The organism is Guptibacillus algicola, from assembly GCF_020171805.1.
Lineage (GTDB): Bacteria > Bacillota > Bacilli > Bacillales > Guptibacillaceae > Guptibacillus > Guptibacillus algicola.
This window is the reverse complement of the sequence record NZ_JAIVAF010000001.1, coordinates 870,288-892,048: the sequence shown is the minus strand read 5'-3', so window position 1 is coordinate 892,048 and position 21,761 is coordinate 870,288. Positions and strand designations below refer to the sequence as shown.

The following is a 21,761-nucleotide window of genomic DNA, read 5'->3' as shown; positions in this document are numbered from 1 at the left end:
GGGGTAATATTGCTTAGTTTCTAGAACCAATTAAGATCAAGTTCGACAGGGTAGGACTTGGATTGTTTAGAGTAGATATTCACAATAACGAAACCTGCTTTATTATCATATATTTCTTCTGTATGGAGATTTGGATAGCTTAATAGGTTTTTCGTAATAATGTGTGTTTCAGCATCCTCATCAAAGAGAATTTTAGGCTTACTAAGTTTGTTATGGAATATAAGGAAGGGAGAATATTGATAGTAATAAGAGATTAATGAGTCTTGATAGGTTCTAATAAATATATCAACCAGTTCATCTGGGGAATGACTATTTATAAAAACCTCGCTCCCCCATAACTCCCGAAAGAACTCTTCGAAGTAATCTTCATTATGGTTCGCTGCTAGTTCATCTGACTGAGCTAATTCAAAGATTTCAATGTCTGTTATGAGATTGATATAAGCATCTGTTTCATTTTGACTGGTAGGAAGTTCAACTACAGCGAGATATTTTATTGCTGAGTCGCCACTAACTTTTTGAAGTTGTTTAATGAATCCTTCCAGTCTATCATTGATGTTATTTAAACCACTTAGAGGTAGTTTCAATACGAAGTTTGCTAACAACATATTATCATCACCAAAATTAGTAAACATCATTCTTTTGAGGTTAGTGATTTCTTTTTCACCAACTCTAGTTTCGAAAGCGAAATCTCTCACATTTTTACGACTTTGATAATCATAAACAAATATTTTACTCCCACAATCAACTAACTTAGTTTGCTTTGACATCGTTAATGTTCTCTCCTTCAATCCAGTTAATTAGAACCTTTTTTGATACCTTTATCCGTTTTCCAATGTTAATAACATGGAAGTTGCCAGAGTGTACTAATTCGTATGCCTGTTTTCTCCCAATCCCAAGAACTTGTTGGATGTCAGATACATTTAAGACATCAGGGTAATTATTGAACATCTTGTACATAATTGATCAGCTCCTTTGAATCTTCTAGATAGTACTGTTCATATTTAGTTTCGCCAGTATAGGGAGAGTGATAGGTCTCGCCACCTTTTAAACAAGGCTTGCATTTATCTAGGTGGCTATAGAAATCACTTGGGTTTTCTACCTCGTGAATTATTGGTTCTCTAAGATTTTGTGATTTGAAATACCTCTTGTGTCCGTTAAGCCTTTGGTCAGAAATACCTTTATTTAAATAGAAAGCAATCTTCTCGTTATCACTGGGGTTAGAGTTAGCTACAACTTTATGTGCCCAGCCATATGACCAAAGTTCTTCTAATTTGTCTTTTGAAAGGTCAATAAGATTGCAAACAAGGTGGAAGTGAATATCTCCTTTGTTGTTATTGAATTCAGTAACGCCAAGGTAAAGAAAATTTCCAAGGTTGTTTTTCTGCAGGTAATAAGAGAGGCGCTTTTTAAAATCTCTAAACAACTTGTTACAAGCCTTTACACTTGTAAGGTCGACTTCTTTAGTAGGTTTGAAGGTAAGTGTGATGAAAGCATATTGATTAGTAAAGTTACATTCCAGCAATCTTCGGATATTCTTCCTTGCACGATTAATACTCACCTTGATATTAGCTTCATGATTTTCAGTGCTTTGATTTGATAGAGGTTTTCGTCCTCCTAAAGATGTTCTTTTTAAGTTTGGTGAATATGCTTGTTGAGTTATTTCTACAAGGTTATTACTAATTATTGCTTTTGTGTAGGGTTGCATGTCTTATCCTTTCCGAGTGTTAAGTGATAGAATTTCGTCAAATTAATCACTATTTATCAAGTTATTGAATTATTGAGGCCTTCAAATGAATTTGTATATACCGGTGTGTTTTTCTTTAATGATCATGTGCTAATTGTATATCTTAATGCTCCAATAAATCGAATCTGATCTGACTCTGTCTCTACTCGTCACCCAATCTAAGTCTCAGGATTAATGGTTGATTTTTCCGCAATTAGCCAGTTTCTTTCAATTACTTTGAATTTCTTTAAAATATTGCTGGATTGTAATGCATTACTGCTTTAACCTAAAAATTGGAAGGGTGAAAGGGGGTGAAAGTTCTGAAAGATTCTAAGGGATTTAATAATAAGCAGTATCTTATTAGTGATATATTAAAACCACCATTAAGCGCAAAAGCCAGGGCTAAAGAAATGGTTGAAGACGAGGAAGTTCTTAAGGTTTTTGTAGATGCCTCTGAACTCGACTTTCAAGGGATTTTTGGACTCGGTGTTTGTTTTGTGGGTCAAGGTAGTGTAAAAGTTATATCAAAAAAACACTATAATCAGATGATGAAAACTCACAATGTTTATGCTGAACTCAAATCAATTTCTTTTGCTATAGAGGAACTTGATAAGATAATAGCAAATACATTAATAACCCCTTCATCGGTAAAAATTTTTAGTGATTGCGTTATAGTAGATAAATTAAGGGATAATAGAAAGCTTACTAGAAACAGTTCATTCAATGAAATTGGTAATAAAATCGTAGCCCTTTGTAGAATTTTTGAGGGAAAATATGAAACTATTGATATTAATCTCATAACTATGAATTCTGATATTAAAAGATATAATCCATTTTATAAAGCTGCACATAACGCTGCAAGAAAAGCTTTGAATAAAAACTGATTGCAGGAGGTTATTATGAATACTTTACATGATTATGAAAGGTATCTTTGTAATAACTTTATTCTTTTTAGCAAGGAGATTGCGGGGGTTAAAATTCCAAAAGAGACAGGCGTTTATATGTTAGGAGTGTCTATAAATAATCATATTATGCCTGTTTATTTAGGAAGGGCTTGCGGAAATGTACAACATTTATGGTTGCGAAGCAGAAGGTATTTGAGAGTTTTGTATGGGCATCCAGGAGATAACGAGGTAATAGATACTTTATTAAAAGGAATAAATAATCATGAGAATTGGTATATAAGTTGGATAGTTACCTCAGCAGATTTTGCAAAAGAACTTGAGTATAAATTATTAAGAAACACTACATTGAAGTTAGTGAATGCTATAGGCATGAGGAAGGGATGTAAAAAACAAGCTTTAAACAATGCCTTGTGGTACTTGGATTTATATAAAAAATTCAGTTAAGTAATTATAAAAGGAATCTATCATTTAAACTCCCTTCGTATCAGTATTTCTCCTTGATGCGGAGGGAGGGGCTCTTTTTTACTACATACGATTGATTCAGTCAACTATCTATATAAACTAATGTATCTGGCAAGCTCAAAATTTATAATTAAACAAAAAAGGATGTGCTTTATGTCAGTTGAATTAACAGGACCACAGGCTTATGACTTTCAATATTTAGTAACGGCATATATAGCTTTGTTACATATAGAAGAAGCCAATTGCAAATTAATTGTTGAAAAGAAAGATGGTGAGGACGCAGAGTTAATTATTGTTAGTGATTCTAAAGAAATGACTTTAGAGATACAGGTTAAAAGTACAACAAATGATTTGAACATTGAGGAGTTAACTTCTTGGTTAAATCATTTTCCAGATAGAAAATCTGAAAATAACCTTATTGAAAGGTTAAATAGTGATGATAATAGGATTGCATTATTTATAACGAAAGGCAGAGGAACAGATTTAATACGGCCTTTTTTGGCAACTAATATTTCAGAAAATAGTGGTCCGTTTAATAATGAACTATTAAGTAATATTGTAAATAATTTAGAGTCTAATAACTCTTCTGATTCGCTCTTAAAGGAAAAACGATCTGTGTACTCCTCGAGGCAAGCGAGATATTTTGATAACAATAAATCTCATTTGAGAAGTATTTGTAGAAGAACATTAGTCTGGGAAATGGTTAGCGAAGATAACATAATTGATAAATGTTATGACGTATTAAACAAAAAATTTTTCGTGCCTTTATCAAAGGCTAAAAGTGCTCTATCAGAAACTATAGAATTAGTGAAGAAAGCAAGAAATGAGCGTAAAGACGTAATACCATCATTAGAATTTTTCCTTAGAAAATATAATGTAAACCAAATACATTTGAATCCTGTTAATGTAGATAGGGAGAGTATAGAAGAAAAAATAAAAATTTTAGAAGAAAATAATGTATTACTGTTAACAGGCATTTCATTTTGTGGTAAAACTCATGTCGCAAAAAAAATTGGAAGTGAACTACAATATGCTGGGTATAACTGTTTAATTGAACCTGATATTAAGAAAGCCACTCGTTTTCTGCTACAGAATTCTATGGAAAATAGGTTATGTATTATTGAAGACCCTTTCGGTCAAGTAGAACTAGAGGATAACTATTATGAAATCTTGAGTTTGCTAAAAGATTTAATCAATAGTTTAGGGCTAAATAGAAAAATTATTGTTACTAGTAAAATAGAGCTTTTAAGAAGACTTTCGAATTCATCTGATCCCCGTGATTGGAGATTGGAAGGGAATGAATGGTTAGATCTAACCGTTAAGGATTATATATTTATTAAAAAGGTGTGGGATGCTTATTGTTTAGAAAAAAAGATACCAAGTGATATTGCCAGCTTGATAAGTGATAGTCTTAAAGAGATGCCTGAGGATAATTTATTACAGCCTGGTCAATTAAAGCATTTAGCATATCAGAATAAAACAGAGTTATTACAAATGGATATTGAAGATTTGATTCAGGTAGCTACTGTTGGTGGAGAATCACTTGGTATGTATTTTGACACAAAATCCATTGCGTTCAAAAAAGTTCTTGTGGCTTTGGGCTTAGGGTCAAGCCCTAGCCAAATAATTAATGCTAAAGAGCTTACATATATATTATCTGATTCTGAGGAGCAACCTAGTTTAGTTTTCCTTGAAGAAAATTATAGTACGATGGAAATTCCCGGCAGGAGATCTAATCCATCGTTCCCTGAATATGAATTAAATACAAACTTACCAGACTGGGTGTTAGAACAATTAGATGAGTTAGAAGTTCACGGTTATATTTCTATAATAGGTGATAATATCCTATTCACACATCCAATTTACCATGAGGCAGCTAAATATGTAATTAATCATCAGACAAGATTGAGCCTTCGAGGCATACCCACCATTATAAATAAAGGAATCGCTTGTTTGGAACCTGATACATCCTTTATGTTTACGAAACAATTAAGAAAATTATATTTACGCTATTCTTCAAATCAGGAGTTTAAAGAACAATTGATATTATCATCGTGTAACTCATTAAACTCTATCTTCCCATCGGTAAGAGATTCGGCTTTTATATTTTTGGTTTCCATTATCGATGATTTAAGTGATCAATTGCAGGAAAAAGTATATAGGTTTTTGAAAAATGAAGATATAGGTAATAAAAGGTTACTGTGGCGAAATGGCGAACCGTGGATTAATATTACAAGCTCATATAGTTTATTGGATGGTATAGATGCTCTACTAGGGCTTGAAAATTATATGGACGTTGTAGAAATTGCTAAAAAACTAATTCATCCTAGCGAATCAAAAAGAATATCTTCAGAAGAGGCATGGCAAGTTGTCTCAAGTGATTTTTTATTTGAAGAAGAAGAAGATAACATCCAATTGATAAAACAACTTTTAACGTATAAAGAAGCATTTATCCGTTCAAGAATTGCTTTCACAGCTATAAAATTCTTAAGCAATCAAGATAGTCACCAACTTGTAGAATTGGTGTTTACTGACGAACACCCTAATGTTGTGTATCAAGCTATGAGAGGTGCTATTAGTGGATGGAATGAATATTCTGAAGATCATCGTGCTTTTTTGTTGAGTTATATGAAACGAGCAATGTCTAACAAAGTTGTAGTTGCGAACATGAGTCGTTTCCTGATTGATTTTGGTGATGATTATGGCACAGATCATATAGATTGGGATAGGTTTAGTGAAAATGAAAAGAAAAAAGTTTGGTGGATTTGGAGTCAAATTTTCCATGTGTTTATGGAAAAAGTTCCTTATAAATTTGTATCTTTGAATGAGAGTCATTTATTCGATACTGTTATGAAATCTGCTGATTACATCGATTCTTCAGAAATATTAAAGATATCAAAGTCATGGTTACTTTGGATAGAGAAGCACTTGCATAATAGATTACTACATGAGTCTGGTTATGCAGTTTGTGATTATTTAATTAAAAATACTTGCCCAGACCAAAGGAAGGAGTTATCTGGAAGGATTCTTAATCAAGTTGATACTAATTTCATTTCAGTGGCTTTGGCTGAGTATATCAATCAATGGGATATATTAAGTAATGAAGAAAGGCAAAAAATAATGCTTTTATTACAGAGTGGAAGAGATGATGCTCGATGGTTAAAGGCTGTAAGTTTGACACGAACTAAGGTTCCAGCTGCAATTGCTTATGAATTAGTAGGAGATAAGTGTATATTTGAGAAAGAGATTAATGATATCATCAAATGTTTTCCGGGAGATCTGCTTACTGATTGTTTAAGAGTATTTACTGGTGATCCTCAACCACTTTGGTGGTTGGGCTATCACCATACGAGAGATACTAAATGGCCACAGGTATTACAAAAACTATTAGAAATACCTGAACATCCGAGTTTTGAAATTGCTTTTAAAAGCTTCCTAGAGCGATTTATAGAAGGAAGTTTCAGGGGACAGCAACGAATAGAAGTATTAGAGATTTGGAAAAATATTGTCCTAAACAAGAGTGAATTTCATGAAAGATTGTTTCGAGAATTAGAATATAAATGTATCTCTTACAATGGAGCAGATAGTGAAGATTTATGGAGAGTATTTTTAGAGAATCTTAATCCTAAAAAGAAATCACACTATTTGAAAGAGATTATCCAAAATATTGAAGCATATATATACTTTGATGAAATTTATGAAGTTGTTGGTAAGAAACTATTTCAAGAAGAAATTTTACCTAAATTACCATTTGATAAAATGATGATAGAAATGATTCTGCAAACGAAAGATATTCTTGATGATGAGTTGAATATAGAGCATATTATTCCTGTCGTAGAAGCGTTATACTCTGAAAAATCACCAAGGTTAAATTTAACAAATGAAATAGTAGAACATTTTTTTAGTGAAATTGAAAATGAGAAAAAGAACGATTTATTAAGATTAATTAAAAAATCTAATGAACAAATTTCTAAAGAAGGAGAAAAGAAAAGAGAAAGCATAGTTGAAAATTATGATAAAAATTACTCTTATCCAATTTCAGACTGGACTTCAAAATATCAAGAAAAGTAGCTTTAGTAAACTGGTAAGTATATTAAAGTAAGAAACTATTTAATAATATTTATAATTGAAGGAGATTCCATAATGGAATTTAAAGATGTTGTTATTAATATAGCAATTGGCTTAATTAGTGGGATAATTTCAGGTGCTGCTGTAAGCGAGTATTATAGATCGATAGATCGACAAAAGACCTTGAGAACAGGCTTGTATGAAATGCATATGTACTTATCAATTGTCAGATATGCCTTAGAGGATGCAATAAAGGGAGATTATTCAACTATTACTAATGTGTTAAGAAATGAACCATATCCATTACTTGATAAGTTTTCTGAAGAAGAAAAAAAGAATATAGGAGAATCTACTCTTAATGGAATATATAAAGCAAATACAGTAATTAGTGATTTAATAATAATTTTCCTTAGGGATGAAAGAACCACGTTTAACAAGAAAGAACTGATTAAATTAAAAACAAAAGCATTGCAATCTTCGTTAGACTTATTAACTGCTAGACAAATCCTATTGAAGAAAGGCGAATGAAATGGATAGTATCAAAGAAATCTTAACTGTCCTTATATAAATTTATACAATAATAGATGATGGAAGGGACAAAATAAAATCTATTAGAAATTGCCTATATCAGCACTTTAACCAGGCGTTTGCAGTACTGAAAAACAATTTAGATAGTTTTAAGATGGGCAAACACTGCTACATTGGTCATATATTGGTCATGCACTATCGATAACTAATGGAATTTATTGAGTAAAAGCGTATGAGTTAAAACGATATAAGTCTTATTAATGTAGGCTTTTAAAACATTATAGATTACATTAAATAATGTTAGCTTCTACACTGGCAGTGTAGAGGTCAGCGGTTCGAGCCCGCTATGCTCCATCGATGGAAGCCCTTGCGAAAGCAAGGGTTTTCTTTTATAACTGAAAACAAAGGTAAGTATTAGGAGGGTTGCTACGGTAGAATCCTCTTTTTTTGTGTTTAATTCATTTGAAAATCCATAATACAGCCATCATTTTAGACATATTGGGAGGGACAAGAAACCTGTCCGGCAGGTGAAACTCCCTGCACTATGGTTAATAAAATTATTGTGGTGACTGTCTACCTGCCCCTTCACCCCTATATAATAAATTTCACATTTAAGTAAATAAATGGAAATAGTTACGATAGCCGTTTCAATCGATTAATCCTGTCATATAGTTAATACATATAGAAGATAAAGAGGTGCATTGGATATGAATGAAACACCGAATGGATTCCAGTTTCAGCTATTCAGACAATTTACATTCCAAACTAATGATCAAGTACTAAGTTGCTTTTTTAATGAATTAGCTTCCCAAAACATCAATATAACTGGATATATGCAGGCTAAAGAGGCCAATGGTATTAATTTCGTAAAAGTCGTTGTCGGAACACCGTCTACGCAAACAGCAAGCGATTTAGAAACAACACGAAGTGTACTTCGGTCACTTGGAGTGAAAAACAGAGAATATGACATAATCCAAGTTTTCGGATTTCCGCCAGTAACCCCTGGTGTCCTTAACACTCTTTTTGGCGCACTTTGGTGCAAGGTAAACGTAAAAGCAATGTATGTCGGGGAAGAATCGCTGATATTTATTGATGTGAATGATATAAAGAAGGCATTACGAACCTTAAATCAATCCGTTCTAAAAAGGTGTCCTACCGATTAAATTACCAAGAGGAGAGTATTCCTGTAGAAACGAACGAGCCCTATAATCTAATGGAAAAAGACAGTTAGTTGGCTTCGGCACATCAACGGTCTTTTTTTATTGTGGCTTACATCAAGGTTTAATGTTGTTATCAAGTGTTATTGGGGTGTAACATTGGCATGGATAGAACAATCAGCTACGGTTCTGAAGTATTCAAGTAATTTTAAGGATACGCACTTACAAAAAGCCTTAATAAATATCTTATACTTAAATATTTATTGAAAAAAAGGATGGATTAATCCTAGGGGAGAAACGAAATCACTCTACTACAATTGGCTACCATCTAGGTAAATATTAGGAGGATTGCTACGATAGAATACTCGTTTTTTATGTTTAATTGATCTAAAAACCAATAATCCAATCATTTTTAAATTTTTCTATTGAGTCAGTGAAAATCAAGGAACTACTAGGATTTCATTGGTCTAGACTATCCTTATGTTTCCCCTAAAAGCTCCTAAATTGTGAAAAAATATAATTTTTTCACCTCCTAATTACCATCAAATACATTCCTCAATCTAAATTTGACAATAAACCAATATCGGCGTATCATACTCGAGTATTAACCCGATAACCAATAAATTTACAGTTAATTAATAAATCATATTAAGCGGTGCAATCCGCTAGGAGGCTGATGACAGTCATGTTTGAACAATTAAAAGGTAAGTTGAATAAGCCGTGGACATTGTTCTTTGGCGTCATTCTATTATTCTGGTTAAAAACCTATACAATCTATCAAACTGAATTTGAATTGGGTATCAAAAACGGTATTCAATCATTTCTTCTTTTACTAAATCCAATAAGTTCATTATTGTTATTCTTTGGTTTTGCATTGTTCTTTAAAGGACGTAAGCGAGTATGGGCGATTCTGATTATAGATTTCTTGCTATCATTTGTACTTTATGCAAATGTCGTTTACTATCGTTTCTTTAATGATTTTATTACGTTGCCAACCGTTATGCACTCAAATGATGCTGGAGAGTTGAAAGACAGTGCATTTGCGTTGATGCAATTCACAGATGTTTTCTACTTTATCGATACACTGCTCATTCTTGGATTGATCCTGTTTAAGGTTGTGAAACCACAGGCACCAATGAAAAGAAAGAAGATCGCGATGATTTTTGCGTCAGCAGCAGTCTTTTTTGTAGTCAATCTTGGCTTAGCTGAGACTGATCGGCCGCAACTTCTAACACGTTCGTTTGATCGTACGTATCTTGTTAAGTATCTTGGGCAATTTAACTATCAAGTCATTGATGCTGTTAAAACGATTAAATCAAATTCACAAAGTGCTCTTGCAAGCAGTGATGATTTAACTGAGGTAAGAAACTTTGTTGAAGCAAATAGAACTGAACCTAACCCTGACTATTTCGGTGAAGCTGAAGGAATGAATGTGGTTTACATTTCACTTGAATCGCTTCAAAGCTTTGTTATTGGAAAAGAAGTCGATGGTCAAGAAGTCACACCATTCTTAAATAGTCTTGTTGAAGATCAAAACACATTCTATTTTGATAACATTTTCCAACAAGTTGGGCAGGGGAAAACGTCTGACGCAGAGTTTATGTTGGCAAATTCACTTTATCCGTTACCAAGTGGGTCTGTAGCGATGGAGAAAGCGCGTAATACGTATCAAGCGCAGCCTGCGATTCTTGAACAAAAAGGCTATTCTACTTCATCTCTTCATGGAAACGGGAAAACGTTCTGGAACCGTGACGAAATGTATAAGTCATTTGGTATTCAGAAGTTCTTTGACTCAAGCTACTATGATATGAACGAGCAGGATGTTCATAACTATGGTCTTAAAGATAAACCATTCTTTAAACAGTCGATGCCTTATCTTGAAAGTCTAGAGCAACCGTTCCATGCAAAGATGCTTACACTATCGAACCACTTCCCATTTACAATGGATGAGGGAGATGTTGATTTCCCTACACCTGAAACAGATGATGCAGTGGTAAATGGCTACTTCCAGACGGCGAAATATATGGACGAATCGATCGAACAATTTTTTAATGACCTGAAGAAATCTGGTCTTTATGATAATACGATGATCGTTATGTATGGAGATCACTATGGTATTTCGGATAACCACAACAAAGCCATGAGTGAAGTAATGGATAAAGAAATCACTCCGTACGAAAATGCACAATTGAAGCGTGTGCCACTTTTCATTACCGCACCTGGGCTTGAAGGAAAGCAGGTACACGAATACGGCGGGCATATCGATATTCGAGACACTGTTCTACACTTGTTAGGTGTAGAAACAGACGAATTTATTTCATTTGGGTCAGATCTTCTTTCAGAAGATCACCGTGAAATTGTGCCGTTTCGAAATGGTGATTTCGTCACACCTGAGGTTACATCTGTGAACGAAAAATGCTATGAGAATCCAACTGGAAACCAAGTAGATGCACAAGCGTGTGAACAGCCTGGCAAATTTGTTGAAGAGTCTCTCGAACTCTCTGATAAGGTTGTTTACGGAGATTTACTTCGTTTCTATGATCCAGAAGGTTTCGAGCCTGTTGATCGGGATGATTACAATTACAATGTGAATCAAATAGATCCTGAAAAAGAAGCGCCTAAGTCACAAAAAGAACAAAAGTAAAATAAGTAAAATAAAGGTGCTATAGACGTAAATAGAAAAAGGTTCCGATCATCGTTTGATGATTGGAACCTTTTTTATTACTCCTATTCATTTTAAAAGGTACGTATTCTTACATATGTTGAACTGCTGGCTTAACCTGACGCATATGGAAGTTCTGTTATAAAAAATTGGTATAAGCCAACGATCAGGCCAATATTAGCTGCATTATAACCAGCATTTAAAATGATACCTATCACAATCAGTGGTCAGTTTAAAATTAGTGAAGGATGTTCTTCTGATTCAATGAGCTAACACTATTTTTAAATAGACAAAAAATTCCTGCAATAAGAGTACTAAGATGTAAAATATTGCTATAATAGTCGTTATAGGATTGTAAGATAGCCTACATATAGGAAAAGGGGGGGCGGGCAATGTCTGAAGTAAATGAGAACCCGTTAATGAAGGCGGATGAAAAGAAACCAAAGGCTAAGGTGGAAAGAAAAGAAGGGGAACCTACAGCTGCTTTTAAAGGAGCAAGTTGGACAGCTTTGGTAATAGGTGTTTCAGCTTATCTGATCGGTCTTTTTAATGCTGGGATGGAACTGAACGAGAAGGGATATTATTTTGCCGTATTGGTTTTCGGATTGTATGCAGCGGTATCACTGCAAAAGGCAGTAAGGGATAAGGAAGAGGATATACCTGTTTCAGGCATCTATTATGGGCTCAGTTGGTTTGCGGTACTTACAGCCATTGCTTTGATGGCGATTGGACTTTATAATGCTGGCAGTATCATCTTAAGTGAAAAAGGATTTTATGGAATGTCATTTGTCCTTAGTCTATTTGCTGCTATTACCATTCAGAAAAATATTCGAGATACTCAGTTGGCTAAAGAACGAGATTAGTAACGGAGAGAGATACTGCATAAAAGACTTTCTTTTGTCGGTCTAAATGAAGTTCTGGAAGTTATGTAGATTCTCTATTTTTAAATTTAGTTAGAATGACGATAGATACAACAAGTATAGTACAATGAAAATCAACTGGAATTATCTGTTTGGAGAAAGGGATGTTGGATAAATGGAAAATAAGACAATTGAAAAAGGCCGATTTAAAGCAAGGTATCATAATGAGAAGACAGCTTATATAGATGGTTTGAAAATTTTCAGGCACAAAGATGGGATCGCTTTAGAATTTAATGGGCAATTAACAAGTGTCAATGATAGGGGAAAAGAGTCAATACGTGGTAATAACGATTTATATAACAAACTAAATGAAGTACTTCTTGAATTAGGAGTTGAAGATGGTGAATATGAAAAGGCTAAAAGAGAAAAGAAAGATAATAGCTAATTAATTTCTATGTAATGGTCAACGAGGCGGTAAGAAGGCCTTTCTATTGATCACAAAAAATAAGCACCTCACCAAATGTCTCATAAGTAGAGTCATCGAGGTAAGGTGCTTATTATTTATGTTCTTGTAACTTCATACATAATCCAAATTAAGCGGTTTTCCCAATTTCCTCATTACCGTTCTCTCTCTCACTTGGCATTAACAACGGCTTAGGTGGGCATGCTTTTTTGGTCAATTTAGAGACAACCATAATCGTCACTAAGCCAGCAACCATTGCGAGTGTTCGGAATGGAAAGAGGACAACTCCGTTTTCAATCATTGGATATGGTAGGAAGACCGGAAGCCCAATGATTGGCTCTCCACCACCGATTCGAAGAATGAAAGAAACAATTAATCCTGCAATTGAACCGTATTTATTCGCATCTTTAAAGAATAAAGCGGTTGTTAGCTGAGGAAATAGAATAACATAAACCAAGTCTGCAGCAAGATACCATAAGGCATAAACACTTTGGACATTCAAAGCGATGATGGTGGCTGCAATTCCTACTAGTATGATTGAACGTTTAATAATCTTCTTAAGTTGATCACTTGATGCATTAGGTTTGAAAAGTGGACGATAGAGATTCCAGGCAGCCATCGAAGATGCTGATAGAATTGAAGAATCCATTGATGACATAACAGCAGCTGCGAGCGCTCCTAAACCTATCGCTCCTATAATGTCAGGTGTTAAATACTGCAAGACATAAGGAAGGATCATGGCTGGATTATCAGGAGCATTTACACCAAGGCTTGCCCAATCTGTATCTAATCCGATGGCACCGATGATTACTGCTGGGATCGCTGCAAGAATACAAACGAAACCTGCTGTGATCGAAAGCCACATGGCGGTTTTCTCAGTTTTAGCTGAAAGGACACGTTGGAAATACACCTGCCATGGAATTCCTCCTAATATAAGTAGTAATGCGAAGTCCCACCAGTTCCAATAAGAGTTCCCCCACTCAGGGTCAGTCCATCCATCTAATGGAGGGAAAAGATTTGCATAACTCCCCATGTCAGTTTGGTAATTGCTCCAAACGGAACTTAAACCTCCAACTTCTGATAGAGCAAATGGAAGCACCAGAAATAGTCCGATCATGACTGCGAGCATTTGAAAAACGTCAGTAAATGCAACTGACCACATGCCTCCGACGACCGTATAAGCGATTGCAATAATCGCTGATAGAATAATAGACGTTTGGAAATCCAAGCCTAGAATAGTTCCAAACGTTGTCCCTAAAGCAGTTAAGATCGCACCGCTCCAGAAGACTTCCCCTAAGAGTGCTGGGATATATAATACACCAGCAACTTTTTTTCCGTATCGCTGCTCGAGTGGATCAATCATCGTCATAAATTCATATCGGCGCATTTTTCTTGCATAGAATATACCGCCAATAATTAAGCTTAGTGCATAACCCCATGGGGCTTGTGCCCATGCTAATCCAAATGAATATGTTGATTCTGCTGTACCTGATATGTATCCGCCACCGACCCAAGTGGCAGCCATGGTGAACATGGAAATCCACAACGGTAACGATCGTTTAGCTACCATCATGTCTGAGGCTGACTCGGATTTATTACTCGCCATGAATGCTCCAATATAATAGATTACTCCGTAGAAGGCGAGCATAGCAATAAATGAACCCCAGTTAATATTAGTATTTGTTGTACCTAAGTAAACAAACATAGCGGCAATAGCTGCGACAAATATTCCACCTTTTAGTAGGTTACCTTTTCGTTCAGTCAAATATCATCATCCTTTCGATTAGTTTTAATTTAAAACCTTTTTTAGGCGTATCCATGTAATGAGACATGTTTATCTCTTTTATTCTTCAACTCGTATAAATTCAAGTACGTTACCTAGATTGAAGATATTTAACGATCTTAATGTGGTTATGTATTCTTTCTAGCGAATTAAAATGACTGCTCGCTTCGTTTTAATCTACCTAGTCCTCTGCCTGTCCATTCACTCCCTTCAAACGGTACAACCTTTTCTGTACAGAAAATTAAGTTTGTTAAATATTTATTTAACGCATTTAATTATAGATGCTACATGAAGAGATTTTCTTTGTCAAATTGGGTCTGAGGTACTTAAATAGCGCCGACCACTTGATTAAACCCTAATCTCTAGACGTGCACATCATTTAGTGTTGGAGGAAAGAAGCATGACTTCATCTGTTAACAGTAAGGTTCCACCAACTTCAGTCGTGGACTTTAAGGAGCTACCGATAATCGTTACATAAACTTATCGTTCCATTGTTCAGGTAAGTTTCAAATAGGAATACCGTTTTTTCTATTTTTACGCAAGAGGTGAAATGTAGTATGTTGAATGAGTGATTCGCCTGAAAAAAGCTAGGAGTGATAACATGTCATCAACCTCTATGGTTGAAAAAATAGAAAAAGCTGCTTTACCGCTTTTTGCACGAAAAGGTTTTGAAGGGACTTCCCTAACTCAAATAGCAAAAAGCGTAGGGATAAAAAAACCGTCTTTATATGCACACTTTGATAGCAAAGAAGACCTTTTTCTAGGGATGCTGCAGAAAGTAAATAGTGATTATCGTGATTTTCTAAAAGAGAGAGTTCAGAAGAATAGAAACATGAAAACGGAGCAACAGCTGTATTGTTTGTTGAAAGACAACGCTACTTATCTTAAGAATGAAGACCTTGGTCTACTCTTTAAGAGGTTCATGCTATTTCCTTCGCTAAAAGTAAATGATACTTACAATGAACAGTTTATCGAATCAGAAAAAGCCTTAACGGAGGTTTTGATCGAGATTGTAAAAGAAGGAAAGAGGATAGGAGATATTCAAGTGAAGGAAGAACAGGTAATCGATGCTTATTTATGTTTACTTGATGGGAGTTTTGAACAGCTATTTTACTATTCAGAAGTAGAGTATGAGGAGCGTTTGAAGAACGCATGGAGTATTTTCTGGAATGGTATAAAAGGTTGTTAGAGAAGTACGGATAGTTTATATAAAAAAGTTAGTCTATAGCTTTATATAGACTAACTCATTCCTTCATGTCACTTTAGTTTTTAGGATCTTTCGGTAAGAATTCGAATATCTTTCCGCTTCTAATACTTTCAACTAAGTCCTCCAACCAGCGATAGTAGGTTTTTGATTCTTCTAATTGATCATAGTACGTTTTTGCTTCTGCAACAATTTCTGGAGTGCTTTTGGAATCTTTTATGACTTCTATAAAATCTTCTTGTGCTTCCTCAATAGCTTCCATATTCATTTTTGCTTCGCGTTCCCACATCTGACAATAAAAAGCCATAAACGAACGAAAGAAATTCTTCTCTGCTGCATAAGTATGTTTTCTCGAACCGCGAGTAAATGTTTTTTTCACCATCTTGATTTCTTGAAGTCTGCGGACGCTAGTACTCATACTTGGTTTACTCATGCCGAGTTCTGTACGCATTTCATCAAGAGTCATCTGATCTTTAAAATACATTGTTGCGTATAAGTTTGCCGCAGCAGGTGTTACCCCGTATAAATCCATCGTCTCCGCAATAGTGCCAATAACTTTATCCTTGGCTTCTTCTAGTCTTTCTGTAGATTCACTCATAATAGGTCGCTCCTTCAAAGAAAAGTAAATCGAGTTAAAAAGTTATTGAATTTTATTTATGAACTTATTGTTAACATGTTCACATTAAAAGTCAAACACAAGATTTTAAGGTAAGGGTTAAAATTGACCATTGTGTTACTCATTATACCCATCACAGTAAGAGTTAAATCTTTCTATACGTATGTCCGATTTTATTTTGACACCTAAAAAAAGAAGTGTTAACGTTAAAAGTGTTAAATAAATTTTTAATAAAGTTAATTTACTTCTGAATTGGAGTTGATAGATATGGATCTGAAATTACAACAATACATAAATGGAAAATGGGTGGACGCTAACTCCGGAAATACGCGTAACATTATTAATCCATTCAACCAGGAAGTTATTGCGGTTGTTCCAGAAGGTGATGAATCAGATGCAAAAATTGCAATTGCTGCAGCAAGAGAAGCATTTGATAACGGAGCATGGGCTACTACTCCGGCAACCGAGCGAGGAGCTGTCGTTAGGAAAATTGCTGAATTCATTGAAAGAGATAGAGAAGAACTAGCTCGCTTAGAATCGCTGGATACAGGTAAAACAGTCGAAGAAAGTCGTGGAGATATGGATGATATCGCTGGAGTATTTCGTTATTTCGCAGAACTCGCTGATAAAGATGGCGGAGAGCTAATCGATTCTCCGGTACCTAACTCGATCAGTAAAGTGGTCCGCGAACCAGTTGGTGTTTGTGGCCAAATTACTCCTTGGAATTATCCTTTGCTGCAAGCGTCATGGAAACTAGCTCCAGCGCTTGCAACAGGAAATACGTTGATCATAAAGCCGAGTGAAATTACACCACTAACTCATATAAAAGTATTCGAACTGATCGAAGAAGCAGGAGTGCCTGCAGGTGTTGCAAACCTAGTTCTTGGTGCTGGCGATACAATTGGGGCAGAGCTTTCTAGTAATACGAATGTGGACCTTATTTCTTTCACAGGCGGCATTGTGACAGGAAAGAAAATCATGCAAGCGGCAAGCGTGAATGTGAAGAAACTCGCACTTGAGCTTGGCGGGAAAAATCCTAATATTATCTTTGCTGATACTGATTTTGATATTGCAGTCGATCAAGCGTTAAACGGCGTATTCTTCCATGCAGGGCAAATTTGTTCTGCTGGTACAAGACTGATTGTAGAAGAGAGCATTCACGATGAGTTCGTTAACGCACTTGTGGAGCGAGTGAAGAAATTCAAGCTTGGAAGCGGATTTGTTGAAGATACGCAAATGGGTCCTCTCATTTCTGCAGAACACCTTGCAAAAGTAGAAAAGTATGTAGAAGCAGGGATTAATGAAGGTGCTACGGTAGCAGTCGGAGGCAAACGTCCAGAAGATCCTGAACTACAAAATGGATTCTTCTACTTGCCTACGGTTCTGACAGATTGCACAACAGACATGAGCGTAGTGCAAGAAGAAGGGTTTGGTCCGATTATTACGGTTGAGAAATTCCGTACAGAAGAAGAAGCGGTCAAGTTATCCAATGACTCGATCTACGGACTTGCTGGCGGTGTCTTTACAAACGATATTGCAAAAGCTGAACGCTGTGCAGCGAAAATGCGCATGGGTACGGTTTGGATCAATGAATTCAACCTTTACTTCCCGCACGCACCGTGGGGTGGATTTAAGCAGTCTGGTATTGGTCGCGAACTAGGGAAACTCGGCTTAGAAGAGTATACGGAATCAAAACATATCTTCCAGAACCTTAAACCAGAAACGCTGAACTGGTTCTAAACAAACCCTCTATTTTCTATAAAGAAAAACATCATGCTTAAGGTGCTGATTGGACTTAAGCAAACGATATTAAATACAAAAACTATTAACTAGATTTGATAGGGATAAAGGTTTTTTAGACAGTATGGCTCGTATTGTCTGAATGCCTTCTTTCCTATTTCAACATCAAGGAGGAACAGAGTATGACTGAATCATATGATTACGTAATCGTTGGTGGCGGTAGTGCGGGTTCTGTACTCGGCAACCGTCTAAGTGAAGATGGAAAGAAAAGTGTGCTTGTATTAGAGGCTGGACGAAGTGATTATTCATGGGACCTCCTGATTCAAATGCCAGCAGCTTTGCCATTTCCTTCAGGGAAAGACCTCTACGACTGGCAATACGAAACGGATCCTGAGCCATATATGAAGGGACGAAACATCCCACATGCTAGAGGAAAGGTGCTTGGAGGTTCAAGTTCCATCAACGGTATGATCTATCAACGTGGAAACCCGATGGACTATGAACGTTGGGGTGCTGACACAGGTATGGAAAACTGGAACTTTGCACACTGCCTTCCGTATTTTAAACGTTTGGAAAATGCTCTAGCATCTCCAGATGATGATCTTCGCGGTCATGATGGACCTATCAAATTAGAACGCGGACCAGCCAAAAATCCATTGTTCCAAGCCTTCTTTAATGCAGGCGTAGAAGCTGGTTATTCACGAACTCCTGACGTAAATGGCTTTCGTCAAGAAGGATTCGGACCGTTTGATAAGCATGTTTACAAAGGTCAGCGTCTGTCTGCATCACGTGCCTATCTACACCCATTTATGGACCGTGAGAACTTGACGGTTAAAACGCGTGCTTTTGTTACGAGCATCGACTTCGATGGTACTCGTGCCAAAGGCTTGACGTATCGCCGAAACGGTAAGACTCATCAAGTTGAAGCAGGGGAAGTGATCCTTTCAGGTGGTGCGATCGCAACGCCACAGATGCTTCAACTAGCAGGGATTGGGGACGCTGAACATCTTCGCTCAGTTGGCGTTAAGCCTATTGTCGACCTTCCAGGTGTAGGGGAAAACCTTCAGGATCACCTCGAAGTATATGTGCAACACACATGTCCTGAGCCTGTTTCTGAACAGCCTAACCTAAGTAAAGCGCGTATGCCTTGGATTGGCTTGCAGTGGATGCTTGGACGAACAGGACCGGCAGCGACCAATCACTTCGAAGGCGGAGGTTTTGTCCGTTCTAACGAGGATGTCGACTATCCGAACTTGATGTTCCACTTCCTTCCTGTAGCGGTACGTTACGATGGTCAAAAAGCGGCTACGAAACACGGCTTCCAAGTACACATCGGACCTATGTACTCTGATGCCCGCGGATCATTAAAAATTCGTTCGAAAGATCCAAAAGAGCATCCGAGTATGGTGTACAATTACCTTTCTACTGAACAGGACAAGCGTGAGTGGGTAGAAGCGATCAGAATCACTCGTGAAATTATGTCTCAACCAGCCATGAAAAAATATAATGGCGGCGAGATCTCCCCTGGACCTTCTGTTCAAACAGACGAGGAAATCCTTGAATGGGTAAAAGAAGATGCTGAGACGGCACTTCATCCATCATGCACATGTAAAATGGGACCTGAGTCAGATCCTATGGCTGTTGTTGATCCGGAGACGATGAAGGTTCACGGAGTTGAAAACCTACGAGTTGTCGACGCATCTGCAATGCCTTATGTGACGAACGGAAACATCCATGCACCAGTGTTAATGTTAGCGGAAAAGGCAGCGGATCTTATTCTTGGACGTAAACCGCTAGATCCAATTGATGCGGACTTCTATCGTCATGGTGTACATCCAGCTGATGCAGGAACTGTAACTGAGTAACATTTTCTTAAGAAAATCTATATAGTAGAAAGCATAAAAAATCACCCCCGACATAGTCATTTGAAATGTCGGGGGTGATTTCATATATTATGTTGTTATGTGAGATGCAGCTTAAGATCGCAGTGTTCAATGAAAAAAATAACAATCTATTTCAATCTCTTTTGTGGTAAAATAAGGATATTCTGTTTAAGGAGCTGGGGTGCATGCGATGCTTCTTAATGAAAAAGGAAGGATATGAGCAAGCGCACTATCATTCAGTGGATTGCATTTGTAATTGTTATGCTTGCTGTTGTTAATAGAGTAGTATTATTTCTATCGGGAATAGCTCGAAATTTAGAATACAGCACAATTAATGCAATAACTTGGACCGGGCTTACTATAGGTATTCTGATATTATTGATTTCTTATTTATTCCCAAAAGAGGCGTAACTACGTATTTTAAAGAAATGGAGCGGTTTTTAATAGAGTAGTAATCTGAAACTATATAATTAAAGAGGGGAATGGAGACGTTGATCTTATCATATCTACTTGTGTTTCTCTTGGCAGCAATTCCGTTATTTGAATTGGTTACCGTTGTCCCATTGGCGATCATCGGTGGATTGTCTCCAGTATTGACAGCGATACTTGCTTTACTAGGAAATGCCCTTACAGTCGTTCTGTTAATTATCTTTGTTGATCATGTGAAGAAATGGATGAGAAAGCGAAAACAAAAGCGTATGCAAGATGGTGTACAAGAAGAGGATGAGGGCGAGACGCCAGAAGATCATGGTGAAGAGATGGAGGAGTCGAAAAAAGGTAAACGCGCAAGAGTGCTTTTTGATAAGTATGGCTTACCTGGATTAACGATTATCGGTCCTTTTTTCGTTGGATCTCATATCTCAGCGTTCATGGGGATGAGCTTCGGTTCAACTAGGAAGAGGGTAACCTCATGGATGATGACCAGTTTAGTTCTCTGGACTGTAATTATGGCTGTGGCTACAAGCTATGGCGTCACCTTTTTTATGCCTGGTGTTGAAGAAGATGGTGTTTTAGTTCGTCTGTTCAAAAATTAGTGCTCCATTACAGACAAAAGACTCGTTGATAAAACGGGTCTTATTTTAATGTTCACTGTTCGCTTTTATTCTTATCTCTACACGAAACCTTTTTAAGGATGAAGGAGAGCTTACATAAAATAATAATTCCTATAAAATCATCAATCTGAGGACATATGTCCTAACTCATCCATTCTAATCTGTATTTTAATAAAGAAGTAGAAATCATGTTAGAAGGTGAGAAAATGAAAGGAAGTATTTTTGCGCTGTTAGGTGGAGTGTTTATAACGTTGCAAGGCGTTGCGAATGCCCGTATTAGCCAAGATGTTGGCGTATGGCAGGCAACAACAGTTACTCAACTCGTTGGATTTTTGTTAGCACTTTTCATTTTAATCAGTCTCCGTAATAAAACCTGGCGAAACGTGAAGCAAGTGAAGCCTCTTTATTTAATGGGCGGCACATTTGGTGCGATCGTGGTATTTAGTAATATCACAGCGATCCATAAAATTGGCGTTACGGTAACGATCTCCGCCTTATTGATCGCACAGCTTCTTTTAACCTTCGTGATCGATAGTAAAGGATGGTTCGGCGTAGTCAAACAGAAAATGAAACTTCCACAGTTTATCGGCATCGGAATGATGATTGCCGGAGTGGTTATGCTAACCTTTTAATAAACCGAGTGAGGAGTTGCAGT

18 protein-coding genes are annotated in these 21,761 nt (G+C 36.5%); 13 read left to right on the top strand and 5 right to left on the bottom strand.

The genetic code is table 11. The features are described from left to right. Positions 1 to 20: 20 nt before the first annotated feature. Genes LCM09_RS04680 through LCM09_RS04670 form a run of 3 tightly spaced genes read right to left on the bottom strand, consistent with a single transcriptional unit; the run spans position 21 to position 1,705 of the window. Positions 21 to 767 (bottom strand): hypothetical protein, encoded by a 747-nt coding sequence (locus tag LCM09_RS04680; protein ID WP_224879066.1) that lies wholly within the window; start codon positions 765 to 767, stop codon positions 21 to 23. Further along, positions 751 to 957, bottom strand: a complete 207-nt coding sequence (locus tag LCM09_RS04675; protein ID WP_224879064.1) for a helix-turn-helix domain-containing protein — start codon at positions 955 to 957, stop codon at positions 751 to 753. Before LCM09_RS04675 ends, LCM09_RS04680 begins: the two co-directional genes overlap by 17 nt. Beyond that, entirely contained in the window at positions 938 to 1,705 is a 768-nt protein-coding gene (locus LCM09_RS04670; RefSeq protein WP_224879063.1) for a rolling circle replication-associated protein, read from the bottom strand. The genes LCM09_RS04675 and LCM09_RS04670 overlap by 20 nt, the downstream gene beginning before the upstream one ends. A 329-nt stretch (positions 1,706 to 2,034) precedes the next feature. Here LCM09_RS04670 and LCM09_RS04665 point away from each other — a divergent pair, with 329 nt between their 5' ends. The 8 genes from LCM09_RS04665 to LCM09_RS04630 all read left to right on the top strand — a co-directional run bounded on the left by LCM09_RS04665 (position 2,035) and on the right by LCM09_RS04630 (position 12,810). Beyond that, positions 2,035 to 2,607, top strand: coding sequence for a hypothetical protein (locus LCM09_RS04665; protein WP_224879061.1), 573 nt, complete (start codon positions 2,035 to 2,037; stop codon positions 2,605 to 2,607). 15 nt (positions 2,608 to 2,622) lie between these two features. Next, positions 2,623 to 3,072 (top strand): hypothetical protein, encoded by a 450-nt coding sequence (locus tag LCM09_RS04660; protein ID WP_224879059.1) that lies wholly within the window; start codon positions 2,623 to 2,625, stop codon positions 3,070 to 3,072. Between the two features lie 171 nt (positions 3,073 to 3,243). Then, positions 3,244 to 7,161 (top strand): nSTAND3 domain-containing NTPase, encoded by a 3,918-nt coding sequence (locus LCM09_RS04655; protein ID WP_224879057.1) that lies wholly within the window; start codon positions 3,244 to 3,246, stop codon positions 7,159 to 7,161. A 72-nt stretch (positions 7,162 to 7,233) separates the two neighbouring features. Continuing rightward, positions 7,234 to 7,686, top strand: coding sequence for a hypothetical protein (locus LCM09_RS04650; RefSeq protein WP_224879055.1), 453 nt, complete (start codon positions 7,234 to 7,236; stop codon positions 7,684 to 7,686). A 707-nt stretch (positions 7,687 to 8,393) separates the two neighbouring features. Then, entirely contained in the window at positions 8,394 to 8,849 is a 456-nt protein-coding gene (locus tag LCM09_RS04645) for a hypothetical protein (RefSeq protein ID WP_224879053.1), read from the top strand. 670 nt (positions 8,850 to 9,519) lie between these two features. Continuing rightward, positions 9,520 to 11,487, top strand: coding sequence for a lipoteichoic acid synthase (gene ltaS, locus LCM09_RS04640; protein ID WP_318246486.1), 1,968 nt, complete (start codon positions 9,520 to 9,522; stop codon positions 11,485 to 11,487). 410 nt (positions 11,488 to 11,897) lie between these two features. Next, a complete protein-coding gene (gene yiaA, locus LCM09_RS04635) occupies positions 11,898 to 12,368 on the top strand; it encodes an inner membrane protein YiaA (protein WP_224879049.1) in 471 nt (156 codons plus the stop codon). Between the two features lie 172 nt (positions 12,369 to 12,540). Beyond that, a complete protein-coding gene (locus LCM09_RS04630) occupies positions 12,541 to 12,810 on the top strand; it encodes a hypothetical protein (RefSeq protein WP_224879047.1) in 270 nt (89 codons plus the stop codon). A gap of 148 nt (positions 12,811 to 12,958) precedes the next feature. Here LCM09_RS04630 and LCM09_RS04625 read toward each other — a convergent pair whose 3' ends face one another. Then, positions 12,959 to 14,533 carry a high affinity choline transporter 1 gene (locus tag LCM09_RS04625; protein WP_224880085.1) on the bottom strand — a complete coding sequence of 525 codons (1,575 nt, stop codon included), beginning with the start codon at positions 14,531 to 14,533 and terminating at the stop codon, positions 12,959 to 12,961. A gap of 679 nt (positions 14,534 to 15,212) precedes the next feature. On the opposite strand from LCM09_RS04625, the gene LCM09_RS04620 reads away from it, so the two are divergent. Beyond that, entirely contained in the window at positions 15,213 to 15,800 is a 588-nt protein-coding gene (locus LCM09_RS04620) for a TetR/AcrR family transcriptional regulator (protein ID WP_224879045.1), read from the top strand. Positions 15,801 to 15,873: 73 nt separating this feature from the next. Here LCM09_RS04620 and cudC read toward each other — a convergent pair whose 3' ends face one another. Continuing rightward, positions 15,874 to 16,413, bottom strand: coding sequence for a choline uptake/conversion transcriptional regulator CudC (gene cudC, locus LCM09_RS04615; protein ID WP_224879043.1), 540 nt, complete (start codon positions 16,411 to 16,413; stop codon positions 15,874 to 15,876). Positions 16,414 to 16,698: 285 nt separating this feature from the next. On the opposite strand from cudC, the gene betB reads away from it, so the two are divergent. The 4 genes from betB to LCM09_RS04595 all read left to right on the top strand — a co-directional run bounded on the left by betB (position 16,699) and on the right by LCM09_RS04595 (position 21,738). Further along, positions 16,699 to 18,171 carry a betaine-aldehyde dehydrogenase gene (gene betB, locus LCM09_RS04610; RefSeq protein WP_224879041.1) on the top strand — a complete coding sequence of 491 codons (1,473 nt, stop codon included), beginning with the start codon at positions 16,699 to 16,701 and terminating at the stop codon, positions 18,169 to 18,171. Positions 18,172 to 18,353: 182 nt separating this feature from the next. Next, a complete protein-coding gene (betA, locus tag LCM09_RS04605; protein WP_224879039.1) occupies positions 18,354 to 20,036 on the top strand; it encodes a choline dehydrogenase in 1,683 nt (560 codons plus the stop codon). A gap of 509 nt (positions 20,037 to 20,545) precedes the next feature. After that, a complete protein-coding gene (locus tag LCM09_RS04600; RefSeq protein WP_404800778.1) occupies positions 20,546 to 21,088 on the top strand; it encodes a small multi-drug export protein in 543 nt (180 codons plus the stop codon). A 224-nt stretch (positions 21,089 to 21,312) separates the two neighbouring features. Next, the gene (locus LCM09_RS04595; RefSeq protein WP_224879034.1) at positions 21,313 to 21,738 is read left to right on the top strand and encodes a DMT family transporter; all 426 of its coding nucleotides are present in this window, start codon (positions 21,313 to 21,315) and stop codon (positions 21,736 to 21,738) included. Positions 21,739 to 21,761: the final 23 nt, after the last annotated feature.

What these genes read in the sequence shown, in the direction of transcription:
- LCM09_RS04660 (WP_224879059.1), top strand. Translation starts at nt 2,623, where the DNA reads ATGAATACTTTACATGATTATGAAAGGTATCTTTGTAATAACTTTATT.
- LCM09_RS04620 (WP_224879045.1), top strand. Translation starts at nt 15,213, where the DNA reads ATGTCATCAACCTCTATGGTTGAAAAAATAGAAAAAGCTGCTTTACCG.
- LCM09_RS04670 (WP_224879063.1), bottom strand. Translation starts at nt 1,705, where the DNA reads ATGCAACCCTACACAAAAGCAATAATTAGTAATAACCTTGTAGAAATA.
- LCM09_RS04650 (WP_224879055.1), top strand. Translation starts at nt 7,234, where the DNA reads ATGGAATTTAAAGATGTTGTTATTAATATAGCAATTGGCTTAATTAGT.
- yiaA (WP_224879049.1), top strand. Translation starts at nt 11,898, where the DNA reads ATGTCTGAAGTAAATGAGAACCCGTTAATGAAGGCGGATGAAAAGAAA.
- LCM09_RS04595 (WP_224879034.1), top strand. Translation starts at nt 21,313, where the DNA reads ATGAAAGGAAGTATTTTTGCGCTGTTAGGTGGAGTGTTTATAACGTTG.
- LCM09_RS04680 (WP_224879066.1), bottom strand. Translation starts at nt 767, where the DNA reads ATGTCAAAGCAAACTAAGTTAGTTGATTGTGGGAGTAAAATATTTGTT.
- cudC (WP_224879043.1), bottom strand. Translation starts at nt 16,413, where the DNA reads ATGAGTGAATCTACAGAAAGACTAGAAGAAGCCAAGGATAAAGTTATT.
- LCM09_RS04630 (WP_224879047.1), top strand. Translation starts at nt 12,541, where the DNA reads ATGGAAAATAAGACAATTGAAAAAGGCCGATTTAAAGCAAGGTATCAT.
- betB (WP_224879041.1), top strand. Translation starts at nt 16,699, where the DNA reads ATGGATCTGAAATTACAACAATACATAAATGGAAAATGGGTGGACGCT.
- LCM09_RS04675 (WP_224879064.1), bottom strand. Translation starts at nt 957, where the DNA reads ATGTACAAGATGTTCAATAATTACCCTGATGTCTTAAATGTATCTGAC.
- LCM09_RS04655 (WP_224879057.1), top strand. Translation starts at nt 3,244, where the DNA reads ATGTCAGTTGAATTAACAGGACCACAGGCTTATGACTTTCAATATTTA.
- betA (WP_224879039.1), top strand. Translation starts at nt 18,354, where the DNA reads ATGACTGAATCATATGATTACGTAATCGTTGGTGGCGGTAGTGCGGGT.
- ltaS (WP_318246486.1), top strand. Translation starts at nt 9,520, where the DNA reads ATGACAGTCATGTTTGAACAATTAAAAGGTAAGTTGAATAAGCCGTGG.
- LCM09_RS04645 (WP_224879053.1), top strand. Translation starts at nt 8,394, where the DNA reads ATGAATGAAACACCGAATGGATTCCAGTTTCAGCTATTCAGACAATTT.
- LCM09_RS04625 (WP_224880085.1), bottom strand. Translation starts at nt 14,533, where the DNA reads ATGTTTGTTTACTTAGGTACAACAAATACTAATATTAACTGGGGTTCA.